At 68.7% G+C, this 18,337-nt stretch carries 21 protein-coding genes; 12 read left to right on the top strand and 9 right to left on the bottom strand.

Features of this window, described 5'->3' with window-relative positions; genetic code table 11:
• Positions 1-71 precede the first annotated feature (71 nt).
• Positions 72-341 carry a helix-turn-helix transcriptional regulator gene (locus QRT08_RS10535; protein WP_286045904.1) on the top strand — a complete coding sequence of 90 codons (270 nt, stop codon included), beginning with the start codon at positions 72-74 and terminating at the stop codon, positions 339-341.
• 6 nt (positions 342-347) lie between these two features.
• Here QRT08_RS10535 and QRT08_RS10540 read toward each other — a convergent pair whose 3' ends face one another.
• On the bottom strand, positions 348-1,676 hold the full coding sequence (locus tag QRT08_RS10540) for a M28 family peptidase (RefSeq protein ID WP_286045905.1): 1,329 nt from the start codon (positions 1,674-1,676) through the stop codon (positions 348-350).
• Between the two features lie 91 nt (positions 1,677-1,767).
• Between QRT08_RS10540 and pepF the strand changes: the two genes are divergently transcribed.
• From pepF to QRT08_RS10565, 5 genes are read left to right on the top strand one after another with little or no spacing between them, the layout of a single operon-like run.
• Positions 1,768-3,555 carry an oligoendopeptidase F gene (pepF, locus tag QRT08_RS10545; RefSeq protein WP_286045906.1) on the top strand — a complete coding sequence of 596 codons (1,788 nt, stop codon included), beginning with the start codon at positions 1,768-1,770 and terminating at the stop codon, positions 3,553-3,555.
• A gap of 53 nt (positions 3,556-3,608) precedes the next feature.
• Entirely contained in the window at positions 3,609-4,826 is a 1,218-nt protein-coding gene (pan2, locus tag QRT08_RS10550) for a proteasome-activating nucleotidase Pan2 (protein ID WP_286045907.1), read from the top strand.
• 39 nt (positions 4,827-4,865) lie between these two features.
• Positions 4,866-5,333, top strand: coding sequence for a pyruvoyl-dependent arginine decarboxylase (locus tag QRT08_RS10555; RefSeq protein WP_286045908.1), 468 nt, complete (start codon positions 4,866-4,868; stop codon positions 5,331-5,333).
• Positions 5,334-5,373: 40 nt separating this feature from the next.
• Entirely contained in the window at positions 5,374-6,117 is a 744-nt protein-coding gene (locus QRT08_RS10560; RefSeq protein WP_286045909.1) for a DUF6517 family protein, read from the top strand.
• Positions 6,118-6,169: 52 nt separating this feature from the next.
• A complete protein-coding gene (locus tag QRT08_RS10565; RefSeq protein WP_286045910.1) occupies positions 6,170-6,556 on the top strand; it encodes a DUF5811 family protein in 387 nt (128 codons plus the stop codon).
• Between the two features lie 25 nt (positions 6,557-6,581).
• Here QRT08_RS10565 and infB read toward each other — a convergent pair whose 3' ends face one another.
• A complete protein-coding gene (infB, locus tag QRT08_RS10570) occupies positions 6,582-8,384 on the bottom strand; it encodes a translation initiation factor IF-2 (RefSeq protein WP_286045911.1) in 1,803 nt (600 codons plus the stop codon).
• A 121-nt stretch (positions 8,385-8,505) separates the two neighbouring features.
• Here infB and QRT08_RS10575 point away from each other — a divergent pair, with 121 nt between their 5' ends.
• Both QRT08_RS10575 and QRT08_RS10580 read left to right on the top strand, forming a co-directional pair.
• Positions 8,506-8,751 carry a PRC-barrel domain-containing protein gene (locus tag QRT08_RS10575; protein ID WP_286045912.1) on the top strand — a complete coding sequence of 82 codons (246 nt, stop codon included), beginning with the start codon at positions 8,506-8,508 and terminating at the stop codon, positions 8,749-8,751.
• Entirely contained in the window at positions 8,752-9,210 is a 459-nt protein-coding gene (locus tag QRT08_RS10580; RefSeq protein ID WP_286045913.1) for an NOB1 family endonuclease, read from the top strand. It abuts the gene before it with no gap.
• Here the strand turns inward: QRT08_RS10580 and QRT08_RS10585 are convergent.
• Both QRT08_RS10585 and QRT08_RS10590 read right to left on the bottom strand, forming a co-directional pair.
• Positions 9,207-9,353 carry a CopG family transcriptional regulator gene (locus QRT08_RS10585; protein ID WP_286045914.1) on the bottom strand — a complete coding sequence of 49 codons (147 nt, stop codon included), beginning with the start codon at positions 9,351-9,353 and terminating at the stop codon, positions 9,207-9,209. The genes QRT08_RS10580 and QRT08_RS10585 overlap by 4 nt on opposite strands.
• A gap of 93 nt (positions 9,354-9,446) precedes the next feature.
• Positions 9,447-10,736 carry a glucose-6-phosphate isomerase gene (locus tag QRT08_RS10590; RefSeq protein WP_286045915.1) on the bottom strand — a complete coding sequence of 430 codons (1,290 nt, stop codon included), beginning with the start codon at positions 10,734-10,736 and terminating at the stop codon, positions 9,447-9,449.
• Positions 10,737-10,821: 85 nt separating this feature from the next.
• On the opposite strand from QRT08_RS10590, the gene QRT08_RS10595 reads away from it, so the two are divergent.
• On the top strand, positions 10,822-11,334 hold the full coding sequence (locus QRT08_RS10595) for a DUF8056 family protein (RefSeq protein WP_286045916.1): 513 nt from the start codon (positions 10,822-10,824) through the stop codon (positions 11,332-11,334).
• Positions 11,335-11,371: 37 nt separating this feature from the next.
• Positions 11,372-11,836 carry a DUF5812 family protein gene (locus tag QRT08_RS10600; protein WP_286045917.1) on the top strand — a complete coding sequence of 155 codons (465 nt, stop codon included), beginning with the start codon at positions 11,372-11,374 and terminating at the stop codon, positions 11,834-11,836.
• Here the strand turns inward: QRT08_RS10600 and QRT08_RS10605 are convergent.
• Positions 11,833-12,147 carry a DUF7968 family protein gene (locus QRT08_RS10605; protein WP_286045918.1) on the bottom strand — a complete coding sequence of 105 codons (315 nt, stop codon included), beginning with the start codon at positions 12,145-12,147 and terminating at the stop codon, positions 11,833-11,835. The genes QRT08_RS10600 and QRT08_RS10605 overlap by 4 nt on opposite strands.
• Positions 12,148-12,228: 81 nt before the next feature.
• On the opposite strand from QRT08_RS10605, the gene secF reads away from it, so the two are divergent.
• Together secF and QRT08_RS10615 are read left to right on the top strand one after the other, a co-directional pair.
• A complete protein-coding gene (secF, locus tag QRT08_RS10610; RefSeq protein WP_286045919.1) occupies positions 12,229-13,089 on the top strand; it encodes a protein translocase subunit SecF in 861 nt (286 codons plus the stop codon).
• The gene (locus QRT08_RS10615) at positions 13,086-14,657 is read left to right on the top strand and encodes a preprotein translocase subunit SecD (RefSeq protein WP_286045920.1); all 1,572 of its coding nucleotides are present in this window, start codon (positions 13,086-13,088) and stop codon (positions 14,655-14,657) included. Before secF ends, QRT08_RS10615 begins: the two co-directional genes overlap by 4 nt.
• A gap of 116 nt (positions 14,658-14,773) precedes the next feature.
• Here the strand turns inward: QRT08_RS10615 and QRT08_RS10620 are convergent, their stop codons facing one another.
• From QRT08_RS10620 to QRT08_RS10635, 4 genes are all read right to left on the bottom strand, one after another.
• The gene (locus QRT08_RS10620; RefSeq protein ID WP_286045921.1) at positions 14,774-15,421 is read right to left on the bottom strand and encodes a DUF8215 family protein; all 648 of its coding nucleotides are present in this window, start codon (positions 15,419-15,421) and stop codon (positions 14,774-14,776) included.
• Between the two features lie 148 nt (positions 15,422-15,569).
• On the bottom strand, positions 15,570-16,211 hold the full coding sequence (rnhB, locus tag QRT08_RS10625) for a ribonuclease HII (RefSeq protein WP_286045922.1): 642 nt from the start codon (positions 16,209-16,211) through the stop codon (positions 15,570-15,572).
• A 79-nt stretch (positions 16,212-16,290) separates the two neighbouring features.
• Positions 16,291-17,274: a hypothetical protein gene (locus tag QRT08_RS10630; RefSeq protein WP_286045923.1), complete on the bottom strand. Its 984-nt coding sequence runs from the start codon at positions 17,272-17,274 to the stop codon at positions 16,291-16,293.
• 3 nt (positions 17,275-17,277) lie between these two features.
• Positions 17,278-18,126 (bottom strand): LolA-like protein, encoded by an 849-nt coding sequence (locus tag QRT08_RS10635; RefSeq protein ID WP_286045924.1) that lies wholly within the window; start codon positions 18,124-18,126, stop codon positions 17,278-17,280.
• Between the last annotated feature and the right edge of the window lie 211 nt (positions 18,127-18,337).

An 18,337-nucleotide genomic window follows, 5' to 3' on the forward strand; every position in this document is an offset into this window, starting at 1 on the left:
GATTCCCGGTCGTGAGAACGACGCGCACGAGCGCGAAACGGTTTCAAACCTCGGGACGCCTGACATAGGTGATGAGCGCGTTCCCCGCCGAGCGGCTGTCGGATCTCCCCCCGAGTGCCAAACTCGTCTTCCTCGTGCTCGAACACAACGGTTCGCTCACCCAACGGGAGATCCGTGACGAGTCACTGTTGACGGCTCGGACGGCTCGATACGCGCTCTCCCGGCTGGAAGAGGAGGGGCTGGTCGAGGAGCGGATCTCGTTCAGGGACGCACGACAGCGCATCTACTCCCTCTCGAAGGCGGGCGAGACGGCCGCCGACGGCCACCCGGCGCCGTGTTGACCGTCGTCACTCCCAGTGGTCGGGCCACACCTCCGCCGCGCGCATCCCTGCCTCGGCGTCGCTCTCTTCGAGCCGCTCGCGGAGTTCGCTCTCGTCGATCCGTGGGACCTCGATTTCGGTGAGTTCGCGAACCAGTAGCGCCGCGAGCATCGCGTGCTCGCGCAGATTGCGGGGATCGACCTTCTCGCGGGTGTCGGCGTGGGTGTGGCCCCAGCCCCGGCCCCGAACGCCGCCCGCGGGCCGGGCGCGCTCGCTGTGCAGTTGGAGCGCCGGGACGCCGCGCTGGAGGAACGGCCAGTGGTCGCTGTAGGGGTGGGGATCGCGCGAGAAGGAGACCGGCTGACCCCACTCCCCGCAGACTCCCCGAACGAGATCCTCGATCCGCTCGGAACCGTGGGTGTACGCCTTCAGGTTTCGAAATCGCCCCGCCCCGTCGACGTTGACGACGGCCCGAACCGAATCGAGGGGGAGGGATTCGGCGAGCGCGTCGGCGCCCATCAGGCCGACCTCCTCGCAGCCGACGCCCGCGACCCGGACCCGGCAGTCGAGGTCCATCTCCGAGAGGAGGCGGGCCGCACCAGCGACCACGGAGATCCCACAGCCGTTGTCGAGCGCGCCCTCCGCGATGTCGTGGGCGTCGTAGTGGCCCACGAGAACGATCTCCTCCCCTCCCTCGCCGAGCGTCCCGTGGACGTTCTGGCTCGTCCCCTCCTCCGTACTCGCCTCGACGGAGAGTTTCGCCCGTCCGCCCCGCTCGGCGTAGTCGGTGAGCCACGCGCCGGTCTCCTTCGAAACGCCCACGCCGGGTGCGGCGGCCTCCCCGTTGAACCGCAACGCGCCCGTCGGCGGGAGCTGGCCGGGGACGTGGTTCGCGAAGACGAACGCCTCCGCGCCCGCCGCGACCGCGTGGCCGAACTTCTCCATGCGGTGGACGAACCGCCCCATCTCGGGGGGCGTGGTCGTGCTCGCGACGGCGATCTTCCCCGCGACGTCGGCGTCTTCGATCTCCCCGGGCGTGCCGTAGCCGACGTCGACCAGCTCGGCGCTCACCTCGCCGGCCGGCGAGTACGGCAGCGCGAGCGTCTCGAAGGAGCGCTCGACGGGATCGGTGACGGCGAGGGCCGCGCGACCCCGGTCCCAGCGCCACATCTCGAACTCCTCGATCTCGACGCCCTCGACGCCCCCGTCCTCGAAGGCGTCGGCGACGTGTTCTGCCGCCCGTCGCTCGCCGGGATGCCCCCCCATGCGCTCGGGGAGTTCGGTCAGCCGGGTCAGCAACTCCCACGCGCTGTCGTCGTGCCACGCCCGCCCCAGTAGCGTGTCGAGTTCCGTCATATCGGGTGCTCTCGCGCCCGTCACATGGTCGTTGCGTTGCGTTCGCGGCGAACCGCTAGTGTTTAGTCCGTACTGACACCTACCGTGTGCTATGAGTTCGGTTCCCGAACGCGGCCAGATCCCCGAGGAGTACACGTGGGACCTCGAGAGCATCTACGCCAGCGACGACGACTGGGAGGCCGCCTACGAGGCGATCGAGGATCGGATCCCGGACCTCGAGGCCTACGAGGGCCGGATCACGGAGGACGGCGAGACGCTGTACGACCTGCTCTCGCTGCGCGAGGAGGTGATGCGCGAACTCTCGCAGGTCGCCGCCTACGCGCGGATGCGCCGCGACGAGGACACCCGCAATCAGGAGTATCAGGCGCTGACCGCCCGCGCCCAGTCGCTTGCTTCGGAGGCGTCGAGCGCCGCGAGCTTCGTCGAGCCCGAACTGCAGGAGCTCTCGGAGGGCGAACTCGACGCGTTGATCGCCGAGGAACCCGCCCTCGAGGAGTACGACCACTACTTCGACGACGTGTTGCGGATGAAACCCCACACGCGATCGGCGGAGATCGAGGGTCTGCTCGCCGAACTGGGCGAGGTCACCGGCGCGTCGGGCGAGATCTACAACATGCTCTCGAACGCGGATCTGGAGTTCCCGGTCGTCGAGCGCGACGGCGAGGCCGTCGAGATCACGCAGGCGAACTTCACGAGGCTCCAGAAGAATCTGGATAGAGAGTTCCGCCGCGAGGTCTACGAGGGCTTCTACGACACGTGGGAGGACGTCAGGAACACGGTCGGCGCCGCGTACAAAAACAGCGTGAAGGCCGACGTCAAACTCGCGCGGGCGCGGGACTATGGGACCGCCCGCGAGGCGGCGATGGACGGGCCGAACATCCCCGTCGAAGTGTACGACAACCTCGTGGAGACGGTCCACGACCACCTCGATACGCTCCATCGCCACGTCGACCTCAAGCGCGAGGCGCTCGGGGTGGAGGAACTGCGGATGTGGGACGTCTACATGCCGGTCGCCGAGGGCGAGAGCCCCGACGTCGAGTACGACGAGGCCGCGAATCACGTCGTCGAGGCCGTCGCGCCGCTCGGCGAGGAGTACCAGTCGCGGGTCGCCGAAGGGCTCGACTCCCGCTGGGTCGACGTCTACGAGAACGTCGGCAAGCAGGCGGGCGCGTACTCCGGGGGTACGTACGACACCCAGCCGTTCATCCTGATGAACTACCAGGACGACATCCCCTCGATGTACACGCTGGCGCACGAACTGGGCCACTCGCTGCACTCGCAACTCACCAGCGAGCACCAGCCCTACGTCTACAGCGGCTACGAGATCTTCGTCGCGGAGGTCGCTTCCACCGTCAACGAGGCGCTGCTCACGCATCACCTCCTCGACACCGTCGAGGACGAGGCGTTCCGCCTGCACGTCCTCAACGAGTACCTCGAACGGTTCCGTTCGACGCTGTATCGCCAGACCATGTTCGCTGAGTTCGAACACCGCGCTCACGAGATCGAGGAGGAGGGTGGCGCCCTCACGCCCGACGCGCTCGACGACCTCTACGGCGACCTCAAGGCCGAGTTCTACGAACCCGCCGTCGTCGACGACCGGATCGCTCGCGAGTGGATGCGCATCCCGCACTTCTACCGGGCGTACTACGTCTACCAGTACGCGACGGGGATCAGCGCCGCGGTCGCGCTCTCGAAGCGGATCCTCGAAGACGGCGAACCCGCCGCCGCGGACTACCGGGAGTTCCTCCGATCGGGCTCGACCGAGTACCCCCTCGAACTGCTCGAGGTCGCGGGCATCGACATGCGCTCTCCCGAGCCGATATCCGAGGCGCTCTCGGTGTACGACGAGTACCTCGGGGAGATGGATTCGTTGCTGTAGGATCGGCCGCCACCCAAAGGCACTTTTGACGTGCTTTCCTAGAGTGGACATCAATGGCCCATAGCCCCTCTGTTCCCGATCGACCGCGCCTCGACATCGACTCCGAGATGCCCGAGGGCGAACAGCTCGCCGCCCTCCGCGAACACTACGTCGACCTCGTCAGGATCAACGACCAGCTCGAAGAGCGCATCGAGGACGCGACCGACCGCCGCGAGACGCTCCACGACCGCGTCGACTCGCTCGAACGCGAGAACGGCGCGCTCAAGACCGCCTCGTTGTACGTCGCCACCGTCGAGGAGTTCACCGAGGACGGGGCGATCATCAAACAGCACGGCACCAACCAGGAGGTGCTCACCGAGGTCGACCCCGCGCTCGCCGAGGGTCTCGATGCGGGCGACCGGGTCGCGGTCAACGACTCGTTCGGCGTCGAGACCGCCCTCGACGTCGAGACCGACGCCCGGGCACAGGCGATGACCGTCGACCGCAGCCCCGAGGTGTCCTACGCCGACATCGGCGGGATCGACGAGCAGATCCGCGAGGTCCGCGAGGCCGTCGAGGACCCGCTCACGAACCCCGAGCAGTTCGCGGAAGTGGGTATCGACCCGCCGGGCGGCGTCCTCCTGCACGGCCCGCCGGGGACGGGCAAGACGATGCTGGCGAAGGCCGTGGCGAACGAGACCGACGCCACGTTCATCAAGATGGCCGGCTCGGAGCTGGTTCAAAAATTCATCGGCGAGGGCTCGCGTCTCGTGCGCGACCTCTTCGAACTCGCCCGGGAACACGAACCCGCGATCGTCTTCATCGACGAGATCGACGCCATCGCCGCCACCCGGACGGAGTCGAAGACGTCGGGCGACGCGGAGGTCCAGCGCACGATGATGCAACTCCTCTCGGAGATGGACGGCTTCGACGAACGCGGCGAGATCCGCATCATCGCGGCGACCAACCGCTTCGACATGCTGGATCGCGCCATCCTCCGGCCGGGCCGGTTCGACCGCCTCATCGAGGTGCCCGAACCCGACGCCGAGGGCCGCGAGCGGATCGTCGAGATCCACACGGCCGAGATGAACGTCGCCGACGGCGTCGACTTCGAGGCGCTCGCGGCAGACACCGACGGCTTCAGCGGCGCCGAACTAGCGAGCCTCTGTACGGAGGCCGGGATGTTCGCGGTCCGTGACGACCGCACCGAAGTCACCAACGAGGACTTCGAGGAGGCCCTCCGGAAGGTCGCCACCGACGCCGAGAACGACACGCGCTACTACGTCTACTAGAATCGAACCCCCTTTGGTCCGCTCGGGCCGAGTTCGGGCATGGATATCCGTATCGTCCGGGGCGGGGCCACCGCCCCCACCGAGATGGCCTCGTACGACGCCGCCCTCGCCGGGGCCAACGTCCACAACTACAACCTCACGCACGTTTCTTCCGTGATCCCCGCCGACGCCAGCGTCGAGTTCGTCGACGCGGCGCCCGACCTCGGCCCCGTCGGAACGGGCCTCACCGTGGTCGAGGCGCGCGCGATGAGTTCCGAACGACCCGTGAGCGCCGCCCTCGCGTGGGCGAGAAGCGAGGAGGGCCCCGGCCTCTTCTACGAGGCGGCGGGCGAGGGATCGACCGACCGCGCCCGCGAGCGGGCGGAGCGCGGCCTCGAAGCCGGGATGGCGCTCAGGGAGTGGACGTTCCGCGACCCCGAAGCCGTCACCGCCCACGCCGAACCCGACGGCGGGTACGCGACCGCCGTGGTCCTCGCAGTCTACGGCCGGGGTCGACCGATCCGATAGGCACTCCATAACTATCGGTCTGTTTTCACATCTGTGTGTCATGAAGCGCAGACAGGTTCTCGGCGGCGTCGTCGGGATGGCCGCCCTCGCCGGTTGCCTCGGGAGCGCGCGGGAGACGTACCCGTGGCCGGTGATCGACGACGATGCCCTGGAGGGGTGGGGGCGACTGAGCGAACGGAGCGACGAGTACGAGGTCTCCTACCGGGGGATCGACGCGCTTTCGGTCCACGAGCGGACCTACACGTACGACTACACGGCGCTTCGCGAGTCGATCGCGGAGTTCTCCCGTGGCGAGGTCGACCGCAGCCTCGCGCGCTTCGTCGCCTCGCGCATGACCCTAGAAGGGATCGGCCGTCGCTTTGCCACCCCGGAACGCCTCGTCGACGACGCCATGCGCGGCGTCGAGTCGGGCTTTCGAGCGCGGGGGATCGAGGCGGTAGAGCGCGTCGACCCCGCCGACCCGCTCCCCGCGATGGACGGCGAAATCGTCGAGTACCGCGGTCTGACACCCCTGCCGCCGTTTTCGCGCGAGGTCAGCGCCCACGGCGTCTCGACGACGGTCGAGTTCTCGGGCCAGCCCCTCGACATGGAGGGCGTGTTCGCGGTCTGGAAGCCGGCGGTCGACACGGCGTACGTCGCCGGCGGCGTCTTTCCCCCCGAAGACGCCCTCGAAACGCTCGTTCCCGGCGTCTCCGGGGTCTCCCTCGCGAGCGTTCTCGATCTGGGGTTCGACCCCTCGACGTTGCGCGAGCAGGTCGTCGGACTCGTCGAGGCGACCGGATGAGGGGCCGACGGACTTTTGACGTGGGGGCACCTATCCCGGGTGGTTCCAGTTCATGAACGGAAATACGCCGTACGCCGGGCTGCCGGAGACGACGAACGCCGGTCAGCGCATGCCCGAAGAGATGCCCGAACTCACGGCGGACCAGCGCCGGACGCTTCGTGCGGACCTCTCAGCGATCACCCGCCGCGTCCGCGAGTACCTGCCCGACGAGTACGCCGTCGGCGCGGAGGTCAGTCAGGGTCAGGGCGGCCCCGAGGCGATGGTCGCGGTCCAGCCACCCATCGGCCACCCGATCAGCGCCGGCTTCCAGCCCGACCTCGAGAGCGAGGAGTACATCTCGGAGGACGACCGCGAGGAGGTCGCCCGCGGTCTGGCCGCGAGCGCCGCCCTTCAGGTCAAACACGCGATAAACGACGACGTCTCGCCGACCGCTCGGTAGCCCCGATTTCGAGGCGGCTCCGCCCTCACTTCCCCCAGAAGGGGTCCCGACGGCGCTGTTTGTCGAGGTACATCTGGAGAACCTCGCGTTCGTCGGCCGGGATGTCCTCGGTGAGTTCCTGTTCGAGGATCTTCGCGTGTTTCTCGGGGATCTCGATCCAGAGTTCGTCGCCCTCCTCGATCTGTCTGCCGACCGTCGGCCCGTCGATGGCGACGCTGACGCGTTTGCCCTGTCGGGCCTCCGCGACGTCCTCGCCCTGTTCCTGGATGCCCTTGATCCGTCCCACACGCGTGGGTTCGTTGCCCTCGAACTTCGCGACCTGGGCGTTGTTTCTCACGGTGCCGCCGAGCACTTCGACGCCCACCACGGCGGGGTTGTTCTGGCGGAACGTGTGGTCCATGAGCAGTTGGAACCGTCCCGGTCGGGTGATGTTCTCGAGGATCGTCTCCTGCTGGGCGCGCTTCGAGTCCTCGACGTACTCGTCGTACTCCTCGACGAGCTGGTAGATCACGTCGTCGCGAAAGACCCGGACCTCGCTCTCGTCGGCGTGGCGTTTCGCGTCGCCCAGCACCTCGACGTTGAACCCGAGGATCGCCCGGTGGATCGGCTCGTCGGCGGTGCTCGCGACCGAAACGTCCCGCGGCGCGATGTCGCCCACTTCGGCGCGCATGATCGGGATCTCGGCCTCCGCCAGCGCGTTCGCCATCGCCTCGAGACTGCCGAGGGTGTCGGCCTTGACGACGACGCCCTCCTCCTCGGTCTCGACCTCGACCTCCGCGAGTTCGGCCTCGACCTCCGCGATCACGTCGTCGATCTCGCGGTCGCGTACCACGCGGACGGGCGCGCCGGCCATCGCCTCCTCGAGGTCGGGCGCGGCGATCTTCAGGCCCGCCGCCGCTCCCACCTCGTCGACGCGGTCGAACCGGCTCTCGGCCCGAATCTCGGCCAGCGGGCGGGGCTGGAGCAGCGCGCGCACGTCCGTGACGATCGGCTCGTGCGTGCCGCCGACGACGATGGTCTCGTCCTCCCTGACGGTGCCGTCGTAGAGCACCACGTCGACGGTCGCCCCGAAGCCCTTCTCGTCTTTGACCTCCAGCACCGTGCCCGCGCCGGGCCCCGAGACGTCGATCTCCATGGCCTCTTTCATGTACCGCTGGGAGAGGCCCATGAGGACGGTCAACAGGTCGGGGATGCCCTCGCCGGTCATCGCGCTGACGGGGACGACCCCGACGTTCTTCTGGAAGTCCTGCACCCGCCAGTAGAGATCGGCGGAGAAGCCGTGATCCGAGAGTTCGCCGATGAGTTCGTAGAGGCGCTCGTCGAGTCGCGAGCGCGCCCGGTCGCTCTGGGCCTCGTAGGTCCGCTGGACGGGGCTGTCCTCGCGGGGGTTCCAGCCCGCGACCGTGTCGATCTTGTTCGCGGCGACGACGAAGGGCGTCGAGGAGTCCTGCAGGATGGTGATCGCCTCGATCGTCTGGGGCTGGAAGCCGTCGGTGACGTCGACGACGAGGATCGCGATGTCCGCGAGCGCGCCGCCGCGCGAACGGAGGGTGGTAAACGAGTGGTGGCCCGGCGTGTCGATGAACAGGAGCCCCGGAAGGTCGAAGTCGTCGGGGTCGACGAGGCTGCCCGCGACCCGCGAGACCGTCTCCAGAGGAACGGCCGTCGCCCCGATGTGCTGGGTGATCGCGCCGGCCTCGCCCTCGATCACCGCCGAGCCGCGGATCTTGTCCAGAAGGCTGGTCTTCCCGTGATCGACGTGCCCGAGGACGGCGACGATCGGCGTCCTGAGCCCCGACGACGTCCGTGTTGTATCTGTGTCCGACATCCTACCACCCGAGAAGCTCGTGTCCTAGCCGAACGGGGCGCGGTAGTTAAGTCCATCGTAGCGCGCAAACCGGGAAATCGGCCCCGTGGCGTTTATTAGCGTCCGCTCTCTTCTGTGGGGTATGTCGGAGATACTGGCGGAGAACCTCTCGGGAAAGGCGGTCATGGGTGCGGACGGTGCCGAACTCGGGATGCTGTACAACATCACGATGGACATCAAGACCGGCGAACTCCACGACCTGGTGGTCACGCCGAACGACGACATCACCGCGGCGGACCTCGGGCTCGAACTCGACGAGGAGAACCGACTGCGAATGCCCGTCTCCCGGGTGCAGGCCGTCAAAGACTACATCGTCGTCCAGCGCTAAATGTACGTCCTCGATTCTTCTGCGTTCATCCACGAGTACCACACGACGGAGCAGACCGCGAGCGTCCCGCTCGTCCGGGAGGAACTCGAGGACGAGAGCGCCTACCGTTACGACGCCATGGAGGGCTCGGGAATGCACATCCACATCCCGACCGACGAGACGGTCGACACGGTCAAGCGGGCGGCCGCGGAACTCGGCGATCTCGAGGAACTCTCGCGGACGGACGTCCGCCTCATCGCGACCACGTTCGAGCTTGACGGCACCCTCGTGACCGACGACTACGCGATGCAGAACGTCGCCGAGAAACTCAACGTCGACGTCGAGGTGATCGCCCGCGAGGGGATCACCGAGCAGCGCCGCTGGACGTTCCAGTGTCAGGGCTGTGGTCGGGAGTTCGACGAACAGCACGACCGCTGTGAGGTCTGCGGGAGTCCGCTCGCGCGCAAGAACCCCACCTAGCGCGCGACCGTCTCGCGTCGTTCGAGTCCGATCGTGACGAGTTGGTGGAGGACTTCCGTCTCGGTCAGGCCGTACTCCTGTGCGATGGCGTCGACCCTCGCCGCGAGTTGGTCGTCGCACACGAGGCTGTACCGCTGGGTCATACCCTCCTCTACGACGCCATCCGATATAAAACTATGTCAGACTTCTATAACTTCTCTATCGAAGTTACATATCCACTGTCAGATAGGAGGCGGTCAGTCGATCACGAGGCGGGTCTTCTCCTCGACCGCGCGCGCCTCCTCGAACTCCCCGCCGCCGAGCAGGCCGCGGGCGGCGCGTTTGCCCCACTCGACTGCGGGCTGTTCGAAGGTCGGCACCGAGAACAGTTCGCCCGCGACGATGCAGGCCGCCTCCAGGACATAGAGGAGGCCCCCGAGTTCGTGGGCATCGACGCGCTCGATCTCGATCCGAATCGAGGGCCGACCCGCCGCCGCCAGACTCGCCTCGGTCGCCTCGAACTCGGCGTCGAGTAGCTCCCCGAGCGACGCACCGCCGAGGTACGCCAACCCCTCCAACTCCGTCTCGGGGATCGTCAGGTCGGTCCGCTCGCGCGGGCGGGCGAGCGTCACCATCGCGTTGCGGGGGCCCGCCCGATACAGCTGGAGCTGTGAGTGCTGATCGGTCGCGCCGAGCGCGCGCGCCGGGAGCTGGCCGACGCCGTCCTTGCCGAGGCTCTCGGCCCACAGCTGGGCGAACCACTCGGCGAAGGTCTCGAGGGATTCGGCGTAGGGCATCATCGCGTTGACCGTCCACCCACGGCCGGCCAGCGCGTAGGTCGTCGCGCCGTAGGCGTACGCGGGGGTCTCGAACAGCGATCCCGAGAGCGTTTCTGCCTCCGCGCCCGCCCCCGCGAGCAGTCCTTCGACGTCGCCGCCGCCGAGCGCCGCGACCGGCAGCGCCACCGTCGAGAGTACGGAGAACCGGCCCGGAACCCCCGCGGGAACGTCGAGGACGGGAAGGTCGTGGCGTTCGGCGAGATCCCTGAGGTTGCCCTCCTCGCCCGTCGTGACGAGGGTGCGCTTGGTCCAGTCCACTCCCGCAGAATCCATCGCCTCGCGGGCGACGAGGAAGTTCGCGAGCGTCTCCGCCGTGGTTCCCGACCGCGAGACGACGTGCAGTGCCGTCCGCGAGAGGTCGAGCGAGTCCAGCAGCCTCGCGGTGTGCTCGGGGTCGACGTTGTCGAGCGTGTGGACGTCGATGTCGACGTCGAGGGCGTCGGCGAGCGTCGCCGCGCCCAGCGCGCTGCCGCCGATCCCGACGACCAGCAGGGTGTCGCAGTCGATCGGGTCGACCGCCGCGCGGATCGCGTCGGGGTCGGCGGTCTCGGGGAGCGCGAGGGCGGCGTACCCGTGCTCGCGCTCGTCGATCCCCGCCTCGATCCGGTCGTGGGCCGCGGCGACCCGCTCGTCGAGCCGTTCGAGGGCCTCGCGCGAGACGCCGGGCGTGGCGACCGACTCCAGGGCGTTGCCGATGTCGATTTCCATACCGGGTGCGCGCGGGCGCGGCGCAAAAGGGTTGTCGTCCTCGCCGACCGGGGTGCTTATTCGCCCGCCCGCCCAACCTCCGGCGATGGCAGAGGAGCGGACGTATTCGGGGTTGCTCGGCTCGTTTCGCTACTCCTTCGGCGCGAGCGACTCGCCCGTCTACCGGGGGTACGTCCTCGTCAGCGCCCTCGTCTCGCTCCTCTTGGCGTTGCTGTTCACGCTCGCGCTGATCGGCGTCATCGCCGCCACCCTCGGGGCCTCCGAGTCGATCACGTTCGTGCGCTCGTTTTTCCTCCTCGTCGGGATGCTCGTGATCGCGCCGATCCTCGCGCCGGTCCTGTTGGTCGCCCGTCGCCACCGGCGGCGCTCCGGTTCGGGAACCGCCTACGACACCGCCCTCGCGCTCGGCGGCTTCCTCTTTATCGGCGCGCTCTACCTCGGACTCGTGATCTCGGTCCCGCCGGACCTGCAGGAGTCGACGGGCGGCGTCCTCGGGGCCGTCGTCGACGCCCTGTACGCGCTGCCGTCCCCGTTGGGGGTCGTCCCGCCGCTTCTCGCGGTGGCCCTCATCGTCGCCCTCCACCGGCGGTTCCGGTAGGCGAAATCGACAAAGGGGTCCGCGGCCTTTCCCCCACATGGACGAGACCGCCGGAACGTTTCTCGTGACCCACGCCGACGACGCCGCCGCGATCCTCCGGGACGTCGAGACGGGGCAGGTCCACACCCTCGCTTCGAACCCCGGCCTCGAGGAGGGCGAGGCCATAGAGGGCGAACTCGCGCCCGAACCCCCGGTCGAGGCGACGTGGGAACTCCGCGAGATCGACGGGCGCCGGACGCTGTCGGTCGAGGAGAGCGAGGAGCCGCCCACGAGCCAGGAACGCGAGATCGCCGCCGCACAGGGGATGGGGGAGGTCACCCGGCGCGAGCGGGCGGGCATCGGCGAGATCCACGTGCTGACGGTGCCGCCCGAGCGGACCGACGAGGCGGTCGCCGAGATCCGCGCGGACGAGGAGACGCTCGCGCGGGCGGCGCGCTACGGCGTCGAGCGGGTGGAGATCCGCGCCGAGGAGGGGATCGTGAGCGTTCGCTATCTGCCCTAGGCCGGTCCGCCCGCGCTCTGGACGCGCCACCCGCCCTCGATTCCGCAGGCCTCTCGAACGCTGTACTCGACCTCGGTGTCGCGCGTGACCTCGTCGCCGCCCTCGACCGCCTCGATCCGCAGGGGAACGTCGAGCGTGTTGCCACAGCAGCCCACGCCGACGAACTCCTCCCACTCGTCGCCCTCCCGTACGCGCCCGAGCGTCTTCGTGAGATACGCGCGGAAGGCGGGCTTCTCGACCTGGAATCGCCCCCAGTCGCTCAGGTCCGCGGGGTACGAGACGACGATCCGTTCCGCCGCGTTCGATGCCATACCCGGGGTAGGGACTCGAGGGGGAAAAGCACACACCCGACGGATACGAACGTTTATTTTTGGCCGTGTCCGAGCGGACGTATGCTCGATGCGACGGTGCCGGTGGTCGAATACTCCCGGTACTCGAACCGCCAACTGGCGGCGGTCCCCCTCGCTCTTCTCGCGCTCTCGCTTCTCGTCATCGCGGGCATGTGGGTGACGACGGGGACGCCGGTCGACCCCGGCATCGACTTCACCGGCGGCACCGAACTCCAGATCCAGACCGACGCCCCACAGGGGGAGATCGAGACCGCCTTCGAGACCGAACCCGAGTCGGTCCAGTCGATCGCCACGGGCGACGGCGAGTACATCGTCACGTTCCAGTCGACCGACACCGGGGCGATAGAACAACAGGCCACGGAGGCCGGCTTCACCGTCATCTCGATATCCAGCACCTCGGCGTCGTTCGGCGCCGAAACCCAGTTTCAGGCGGTCGTCGGCGTCGCCATCGCGTTCGCCGGGATGAGCGCGCTGGTCGCGCTGATGTTCCGGACGTTCGTGCCCTCGATCGCGGTCGTCCTCTCGGCGTTCAGCGACATCGTCATCCCGGTGGCGCTGATGAACCTCTTCGGGATTCAACTCTCGCTGGGAACGGTCGCCGCGCTGTTGATGCTGATCGGCTACAGCGTCGACTCGGATCTCCTGCTGAACAACCACGTCCTGCGCCGTCGCGGCGACTTCTACGAGAGCACCCACCGGGCGATGCGCACCGGGGTGACGATGACGGTCACGTCGATCCTCGCGATGCTCGTGATGACGAGCGTCGCGACGCTCTTTGCGATCCCGCTGCTCCCGGCGATCGGCCTCGTCCTCGTCTTCGGCCTGCTGGCCGACCTGATGAACACCTACCTGCTCAACGTGAGCCTGCTTCGCTGGTACAAGTACGAGGGGGTCGCCCGATGAGCACGCTCGGCCTCGTCCGGAAGCACTGGCGGATCACCCTGCTGGTCGTGCTCGTGGCGGTCAGCGCGGTGGTTCTGTTCGCCCCCCAGTTCGCCCCCGGCGACGGCGAAGGCGGCGAACAGGTCGCCGAGACCGGCCCGACGAACCTCCAGTTCGGCCTCGAACTCTCGGGCGGGACGCGGATCCGCGCGCCGCTGGCCGGCCTCACCGCCGAGGGTCTCGACGTCGACCCCGGTCAGGAGGCCGACATCGAGTCGGCGATCGCGGAGGAACTGGGCATCAGCGGGCGCGACGTGAACGTCTACCCCGGCGAGTCCGAGGACGATGGACGGATCGAGGTCACGACCGACACCGTGAGCGAGGAGGAGTTCCTCGCCGCCTTGCGGGCGGCCGGCTACGACGAGGTCGACGAGGGCGACGTCCGGCAGGGCGTGACCGAGGAGACCGTCGACGACGCCGTCGAGGTCCTCGAGGACAAGATCCGCGAATCGCCCTTCGCGACGGGCGACGTCCAGAAGTCGACCTCCTCGACCGGCGAGCATTTCGTGGTCGTCGAGGTGCCCGGCCAGGACAGGGAGACGGTGATCGACCTGATCGAGGACCGCGGGTTCGTCGAGGTCTACGCCCACCACCCGACCGACGACGGCTACACCAACACCACCGCGATCCAACCGGACGACATCCAGTCGATCGGCCAGCCCGCGGACGAACCGCCCTACGGCCCCCACGTGTCGATCACGCTCAGCGAGAACGGTGCCGAGGACTTCTCGCAGGTGATGCAGGAGACGGGCTTCACCCAGGAGGGCGTCGAGGCCTGCCGGTGGGAGCAGAACCCCGACGACCCGGGCTACTGCCTGCTGACCGTCGTCGACGGCGAGGTGGTCTACTCGGCGAGCCTCGGCGAGAGCCTCGCGGCGAGCATGGAGTCGGGCGCGTACCTCAACGATCGATCGTTCGTCATGAGCGGCGAGTCGATCGACGACGTGCGCACCCTCCGGGTGAACCTGCTGGCGGGGACGACGCCCGCGCCGCTCGACATCGAGGCGGGCACGCAGTACTACCTCGAACCCAGCCTCGCCGACGACTTCAAGCTCTACTCGCTCGTGACGGGTCTGATCTCCGTGGTGGCCGTCTCGGGGGTCGTCGCGATCCGCTACGGCCGCCCCCGGATCGCCGGCCCGATGATCCTGACCGCCGCGGCCGAGGTCTTTTTACTTCTGGGCTTCGCCGCCGCCGTCGGCTATCCGCTCGATCTCGCGGCGATCGCGGGCTTCATCGCCGTCGTCGGCACCGGCGTGGACGACCTGATCATCATCGCCGACGAGATCCTCCAGGAGGGGGACGTCTCGACGGGCCGGGTGTTCGAGTCCCGCTTCAGGAAGGCGTTCTGGGTGATCGGCGCGGCCGCGGCGACGACGATCATCGCCATGTCGCCGCTGGCGTTCATGAGCCTCGGCGACCTGACCGGGTTCGCGCTGTTCACCATCGTCGGCGTGCTGATCGGCGTGCTCGTCACCCGGCCGGCCTACGGCGACGTCCTCCGGATCCTGCTGACGATCGACCGCTGATAGGGAGTATCGTAGCCAACCGTCTAGTGCGACTCACGAGAACTGACGCCGTGGTTCGATCCCTGGGTAGAAGATCCATGGACCCCTACGATACTCCCTATGAGTATTGGCCGCGATCACCGCCCCCGCATCGCGGCGATCGGCCGGGTGTCGACCGCCGCCAGCGCGAGCACCGTTACCGCGGCGAGCACGCCGGTCGGGTCGGTTCCGGTCAGGGCGACGACGACCGGGGGGAGGAGGCCGAGGACGCAGTAGCAAAACCGCCCGATCCGGGCCCGCGGCGTGGACGCGGAGAGGTACGGCAGCGCCACGAGCGCCGCGACGCTCAGCGCCCCTGCGACGAGGACGTTCGCGAGGGACGACCCGCCCGCCGCCTGCGCCAGCACGCCGCCGAAGACGACGACCAGGAGCGTCGAGGAGAGGTAGACCGAGCGCGTCAGGAACGCCCGCCAGCCCGTGGTCCCGAGGCGCCTGTTGGTGAGCACCGGCCACGGCCGGCCCACCGAGAAGTGCCCGCCGCGGAACGTCGTGATCAGGAGCCCGAGGACGACGAGCGCGCTCCCGGCCGCCGTCGCGATCTCGACGGTGTAGACCGGCGTCCCGGCGACGATCCAGAGCGCGGGCGCGCCGAGGAAGGCGACCTGTGCGAGCCCACCCCGGATGAGGTCGACGAAGAAGTCGTAGACGGCCTCGTGTTCGTGTGGCGCGTCGCCCGTCCGCCAGTCGTCGCCCCCGTAGATCGGCTCGCGTCCCCCGTCGCTCATCGTTCGCGCATGGTCCACGGGACGTATAGTACCACGGTCATACCGTCGGTCATACCGCCGTGAATCGCCACGAGCCACGAGGGCGGGGACTCGTGCCCGTGCCCGTCGACTCACGCCACTACAGGCCAGACTCCCATGACCGACGGTATCAGAACTCCGCGAGCGTCTCCTGCTCCGCGGCAGCCAGCACGTCCGTGCAGGTCTTCCACGACGCCCGGGCACACTCGGGGAGGGCACCGTTCTCGGCGACGTACTCGGCGAGGAACTCCCTCGTACGGGGATCGCTCGGATAGCCGCTTCCCACCCCGCCGTACTCCGTTTCGAGCGCCCGAACCCGTTCGTCGCGCTCGACCTTGGCGACGACGCTGGCCGCGCCGACGATCGCGTGGGTCCCGTCGGCGCCGTGTTCGCCGGTCAGCGAGACCCCTGATGGGAGGCGCTTGCTCACCCGGCGGACGAACCGCCCGGCGTCCACGTCGCCCGCGTCACAGACCCCCCGCATGCCCTCGCGGACGACCCCGCTCGCGGCCTCGGCGTGGGCGGCCACCGTCAGGGAGTTCATGTCGGTTCCGGGCGCGTCGATCCGATCCGGGGAGACGGCGGCGAGACCGACCGCGATCCGGTCGTCCTCGCGAAGCGCTCGCGCGAGTTCCTCGCGGCGGGCGGGCGCGAGGCGCTTCGAGTCGTCGATTCCCTCGGGGAGGGCTCCCTCGGGGGCGACCACGCAGGCGGCGATCATCGGCCCCAGCACGGGACCCTTGCCGGCCTCGTCGATCCCGAAGCGTTCCATACCCGCCGCTGGCGCGCGTGGATGAAGTAGGTGACGGGACGGTCCGACGGCCCTCCCTCCACGACCGGCGGGCCTCCGCTCAACTCGGGCTTCGTCCCTCGCCGAGCGGATCGCGGTTGCTCCGATGCTCGTCGCGCTCGACCGCCTCGGCGTTGGCCACGAGCCGTCCGAACTCGTCCGATCGGCTCGCGATGAACCCCATCGTGTCGCTGTCGGGCGTCAACCCCCGGGATTCGAGGAGGAACGTCGTGATCACGACGGTCTTGACCCAGGGCCGGAGCACGCCGAGGTAGAGAGTCACCGCCACGCCGGCCACGACGACCCACCCGAGCACTTCGAACGTCGGCGAGAGGCCGCCGAAGACGGCCGCGAGCGGGGTCAGCGACAGCAGGAGCGCGACCGCGACCGCGTACATCCCGAGGACGATCAGCAGGGTCGACCCCAGCACCGACTTCCAGGTCTTCGCGTAGAGCACCACGCCGTCGCGGGCCGCCCGCCAGTTGTCCCCCTCGTCGTTCAGGAGGACGTACGCGAGGATCGCCTCGTCGAGGTAGGTGGCCGCGAGCGAGAGCGCCCGACGGAGCACCGTCAGGACGTGTTCGAGCGCCGGGACGAAACGCACCCAGCGCGAGAGCGGGAGGGCCGTCCCGTTGAACTGCTCGAGGGCCCCCTTGATCAGTTGGTCGACGGCGAACAGCGCGTTGGCCTCCACGAAGTCATCCCTCACCGCGTTCGTCCCGAACGCGATCTGGTTCGGCGGGGTCTCGCCGGTCTCGACGACGTGGGCGATGACGGCGATGTGGCCCGCGGCGACCATGTAGAGGACGTACCGCCTCGCGAAGCGCATCGCCGCGAGGAACAGGAGGGTGGCGACCAGCAGCCCGATCCCGCCGATCGGGCCCGAGACCGTCCCCGCATCGAGCAGTGTCAGCACCAACCAGCCGACGACCCCGAAGTACACCACCGTGACGAGGCCGAACAGCGCCCCGACGACCATCCGTAGCGCGACGAACGGGAGCGTCCTGAAGAAGACCTTCGTGGCCCTCCCGAAGTAGAGCGCCATCGCTCACCCCTCGTCGGGGAAGCCGACCGCCGGCATCTCCCCGGGTTCGTCCCAGCCGCCCATCTCCATGCACTCCATCTCCGGCGGCTCGATCGGGTCCACGTCCCCCCACGAGTGGAAGTCCATGGCGGTGTCCTCGGACTCCACCCGCCGCAGGTAGCCGGTCTCGACGCTCACGTAGTAGGTGACGGCGCCGTCGTGTTCCGAGGCCTCGCTCGCCGACAGTTCGAAGACGTACACCTCCTCGCCGTCGATCGTGTCCCGACCGACCGCCTCCAGTTCCGGGTGCGCCGCGGCCTCCCCCTCGTGAGCCCCCATGTCGGGCTCGTCGACGTCCTCGCCCTCGGCCGCTTCGAACTCCTCGGGACGCATGAGGAAACACCCCCCGTCCTGGACGATGTAGGTCTCGCCGCCGACCGAGTAGAACTCCATCGCCCCGCCGTCTTCCTCCATTCGCATGTAGCTGTCCTCCCCGTCGACCCGTCCGCTCCACCCCAGCGTCTCCCCCGTCTCGAGGCTCCGCATCTCGAAGGCGTACGAGTCGGCGAATCGGGCGCTCTGGCCGAACAGTGCGCTCGTCTCGGCACCTCCGGTTCCTCCATTACCCTCACCGCTATCGGTGGGATCACCGCCCGCGCCGCCAGCACCGGACCCGTCGCCCAGGCAGCCGGCGAGCGCCACGACGCTCGTGGCGCCTATCGCCCGCAGGACCCGTCGCCGCCCGACTCGGTGCGTCGGCGCGCCCGTCCCGGACGCACCGCCGATCGCCGGCCGCCGTGACCGGCGGGGCGGCCCGAGTTCCGCCCGGTCGTCCGTCAGTTCCCCGTCGATGTCCGTGTCTGTCGTACTCATCGTATCAGTCCGTCTCCGCTGGAACGTTCCCTCCCGTGAGGCGTCCTCACGCCGTGAGGCCGCTCGAATCGCGGCTCTCCCACCGTGATACGAAACGGTACCACACCACAAGATATATTCGTTTCGGTGACGTGTCTTTCGACGAACCATTTTGAGCCGTATTTCCGCGTCGGAGGACCGACGCGGTGAACGGACCGCGGTCGGGCGGACG

Origin of the sequence: Halalkalicoccus sp. NIPERK01 (genome assembly GCF_030287405.1) — an archaeon.
In the GTDB taxonomy this organism is placed as follows: Archaea; Halobacteriota; Halobacteria; order Halobacteriales; family Halalkalicoccaceae; genus Halalkalicoccus.

Bases quoted from the DNA above. Each gene is read 5' to 3' on its own strand.
- QRT08_RS10535 (WP_286045904.1), top strand. From the start codon at position 72: ATGAGCGCGTTCCCCGCCGAGCGGCTGTCGGATCTCCCCCCGAGTGCC.
- QRT08_RS10540 (WP_286045905.1), bottom strand. From the start codon at position 1,676: ATGACGGAACTCGACACGCTACTGGGGCGGGCGTGGCACGACGACAGC.
- pepF (WP_286045906.1), top strand. From the start codon at position 1,768: ATGAGTTCGGTTCCCGAACGCGGCCAGATCCCCGAGGAGTACACGTGG.
- pan2 (WP_286045907.1), top strand. From the start codon at position 3,609: ATGGCCCATAGCCCCTCTGTTCCCGATCGACCGCGCCTCGACATCGAC.
- QRT08_RS10555 (WP_286045908.1), top strand. From the start codon at position 4,866: ATGGATATCCGTATCGTCCGGGGCGGGGCCACCGCCCCCACCGAGATG.
- QRT08_RS10560 (WP_286045909.1), top strand. From the start codon at position 5,374: ATGAAGCGCAGACAGGTTCTCGGCGGCGTCGTCGGGATGGCCGCCCTC.
- QRT08_RS10565 (WP_286045910.1), top strand. From the start codon at position 6,170: ATGAACGGAAATACGCCGTACGCCGGGCTGCCGGAGACGACGAACGCC.
- infB (WP_286045911.1), bottom strand. From the start codon at position 8,384: ATGTCGGACACAGATACAACACGGACGTCGTCGGGGCTCAGGACGCCG.
- QRT08_RS10575 (WP_286045912.1), top strand. From the start codon at position 8,506: ATGTCGGAGATACTGGCGGAGAACCTCTCGGGAAAGGCGGTCATGGGT.
- QRT08_RS10580 (WP_286045913.1), top strand. From the start codon at position 8,752: ATGTACGTCCTCGATTCTTCTGCGTTCATCCACGAGTACCACACGACG.
- QRT08_RS10585 (WP_286045914.1), bottom strand. From the start codon at position 9,353: ATGACCCAGCGGTACAGCCTCGTGTGCGACGACCAACTCGCGGCGAGG.
- QRT08_RS10590 (WP_286045915.1), bottom strand. From the start codon at position 10,736: ATGGAAATCGACATCGGCAACGCCCTGGAGTCGGTCGCCACGCCCGGC.
- QRT08_RS10595 (WP_286045916.1), top strand. From the start codon at position 10,822: ATGGCAGAGGAGCGGACGTATTCGGGGTTGCTCGGCTCGTTTCGCTAC.
- QRT08_RS10600 (WP_286045917.1), top strand. From the start codon at position 11,372: ATGGACGAGACCGCCGGAACGTTTCTCGTGACCCACGCCGACGACGCC.
- QRT08_RS10605 (WP_286045918.1), bottom strand. From the start codon at position 12,147: ATGGCATCGAACGCGGCGGAACGGATCGTCGTCTCGTACCCCGCGGAC.
- secF (WP_286045919.1), top strand. From the start codon at position 12,229: ATGCTCGATGCGACGGTGCCGGTGGTCGAATACTCCCGGTACTCGAAC.
- QRT08_RS10615 (WP_286045920.1), top strand. From the start codon at position 13,086: ATGAGCACGCTCGGCCTCGTCCGGAAGCACTGGCGGATCACCCTGCTG.
- QRT08_RS10620 (WP_286045921.1), bottom strand. From the start codon at position 15,421: ATGAGCGACGGGGGACGCGAGCCGATCTACGGGGGCGACGACTGGCGG.
- rnhB (WP_286045922.1), bottom strand. From the start codon at position 16,211: ATGGAACGCTTCGGGATCGACGAGGCCGGCAAGGGTCCCGTGCTGGGG.
- QRT08_RS10630 (WP_286045923.1), bottom strand. From the start codon at position 17,274: ATGGCGCTCTACTTCGGGAGGGCCACGAAGGTCTTCTTCAGGACGCTC.
- QRT08_RS10635 (WP_286045924.1), bottom strand. From the start codon at position 18,126: ATGAGTACGACAGACACGGACATCGACGGGGAACTGACGGACGACCGG.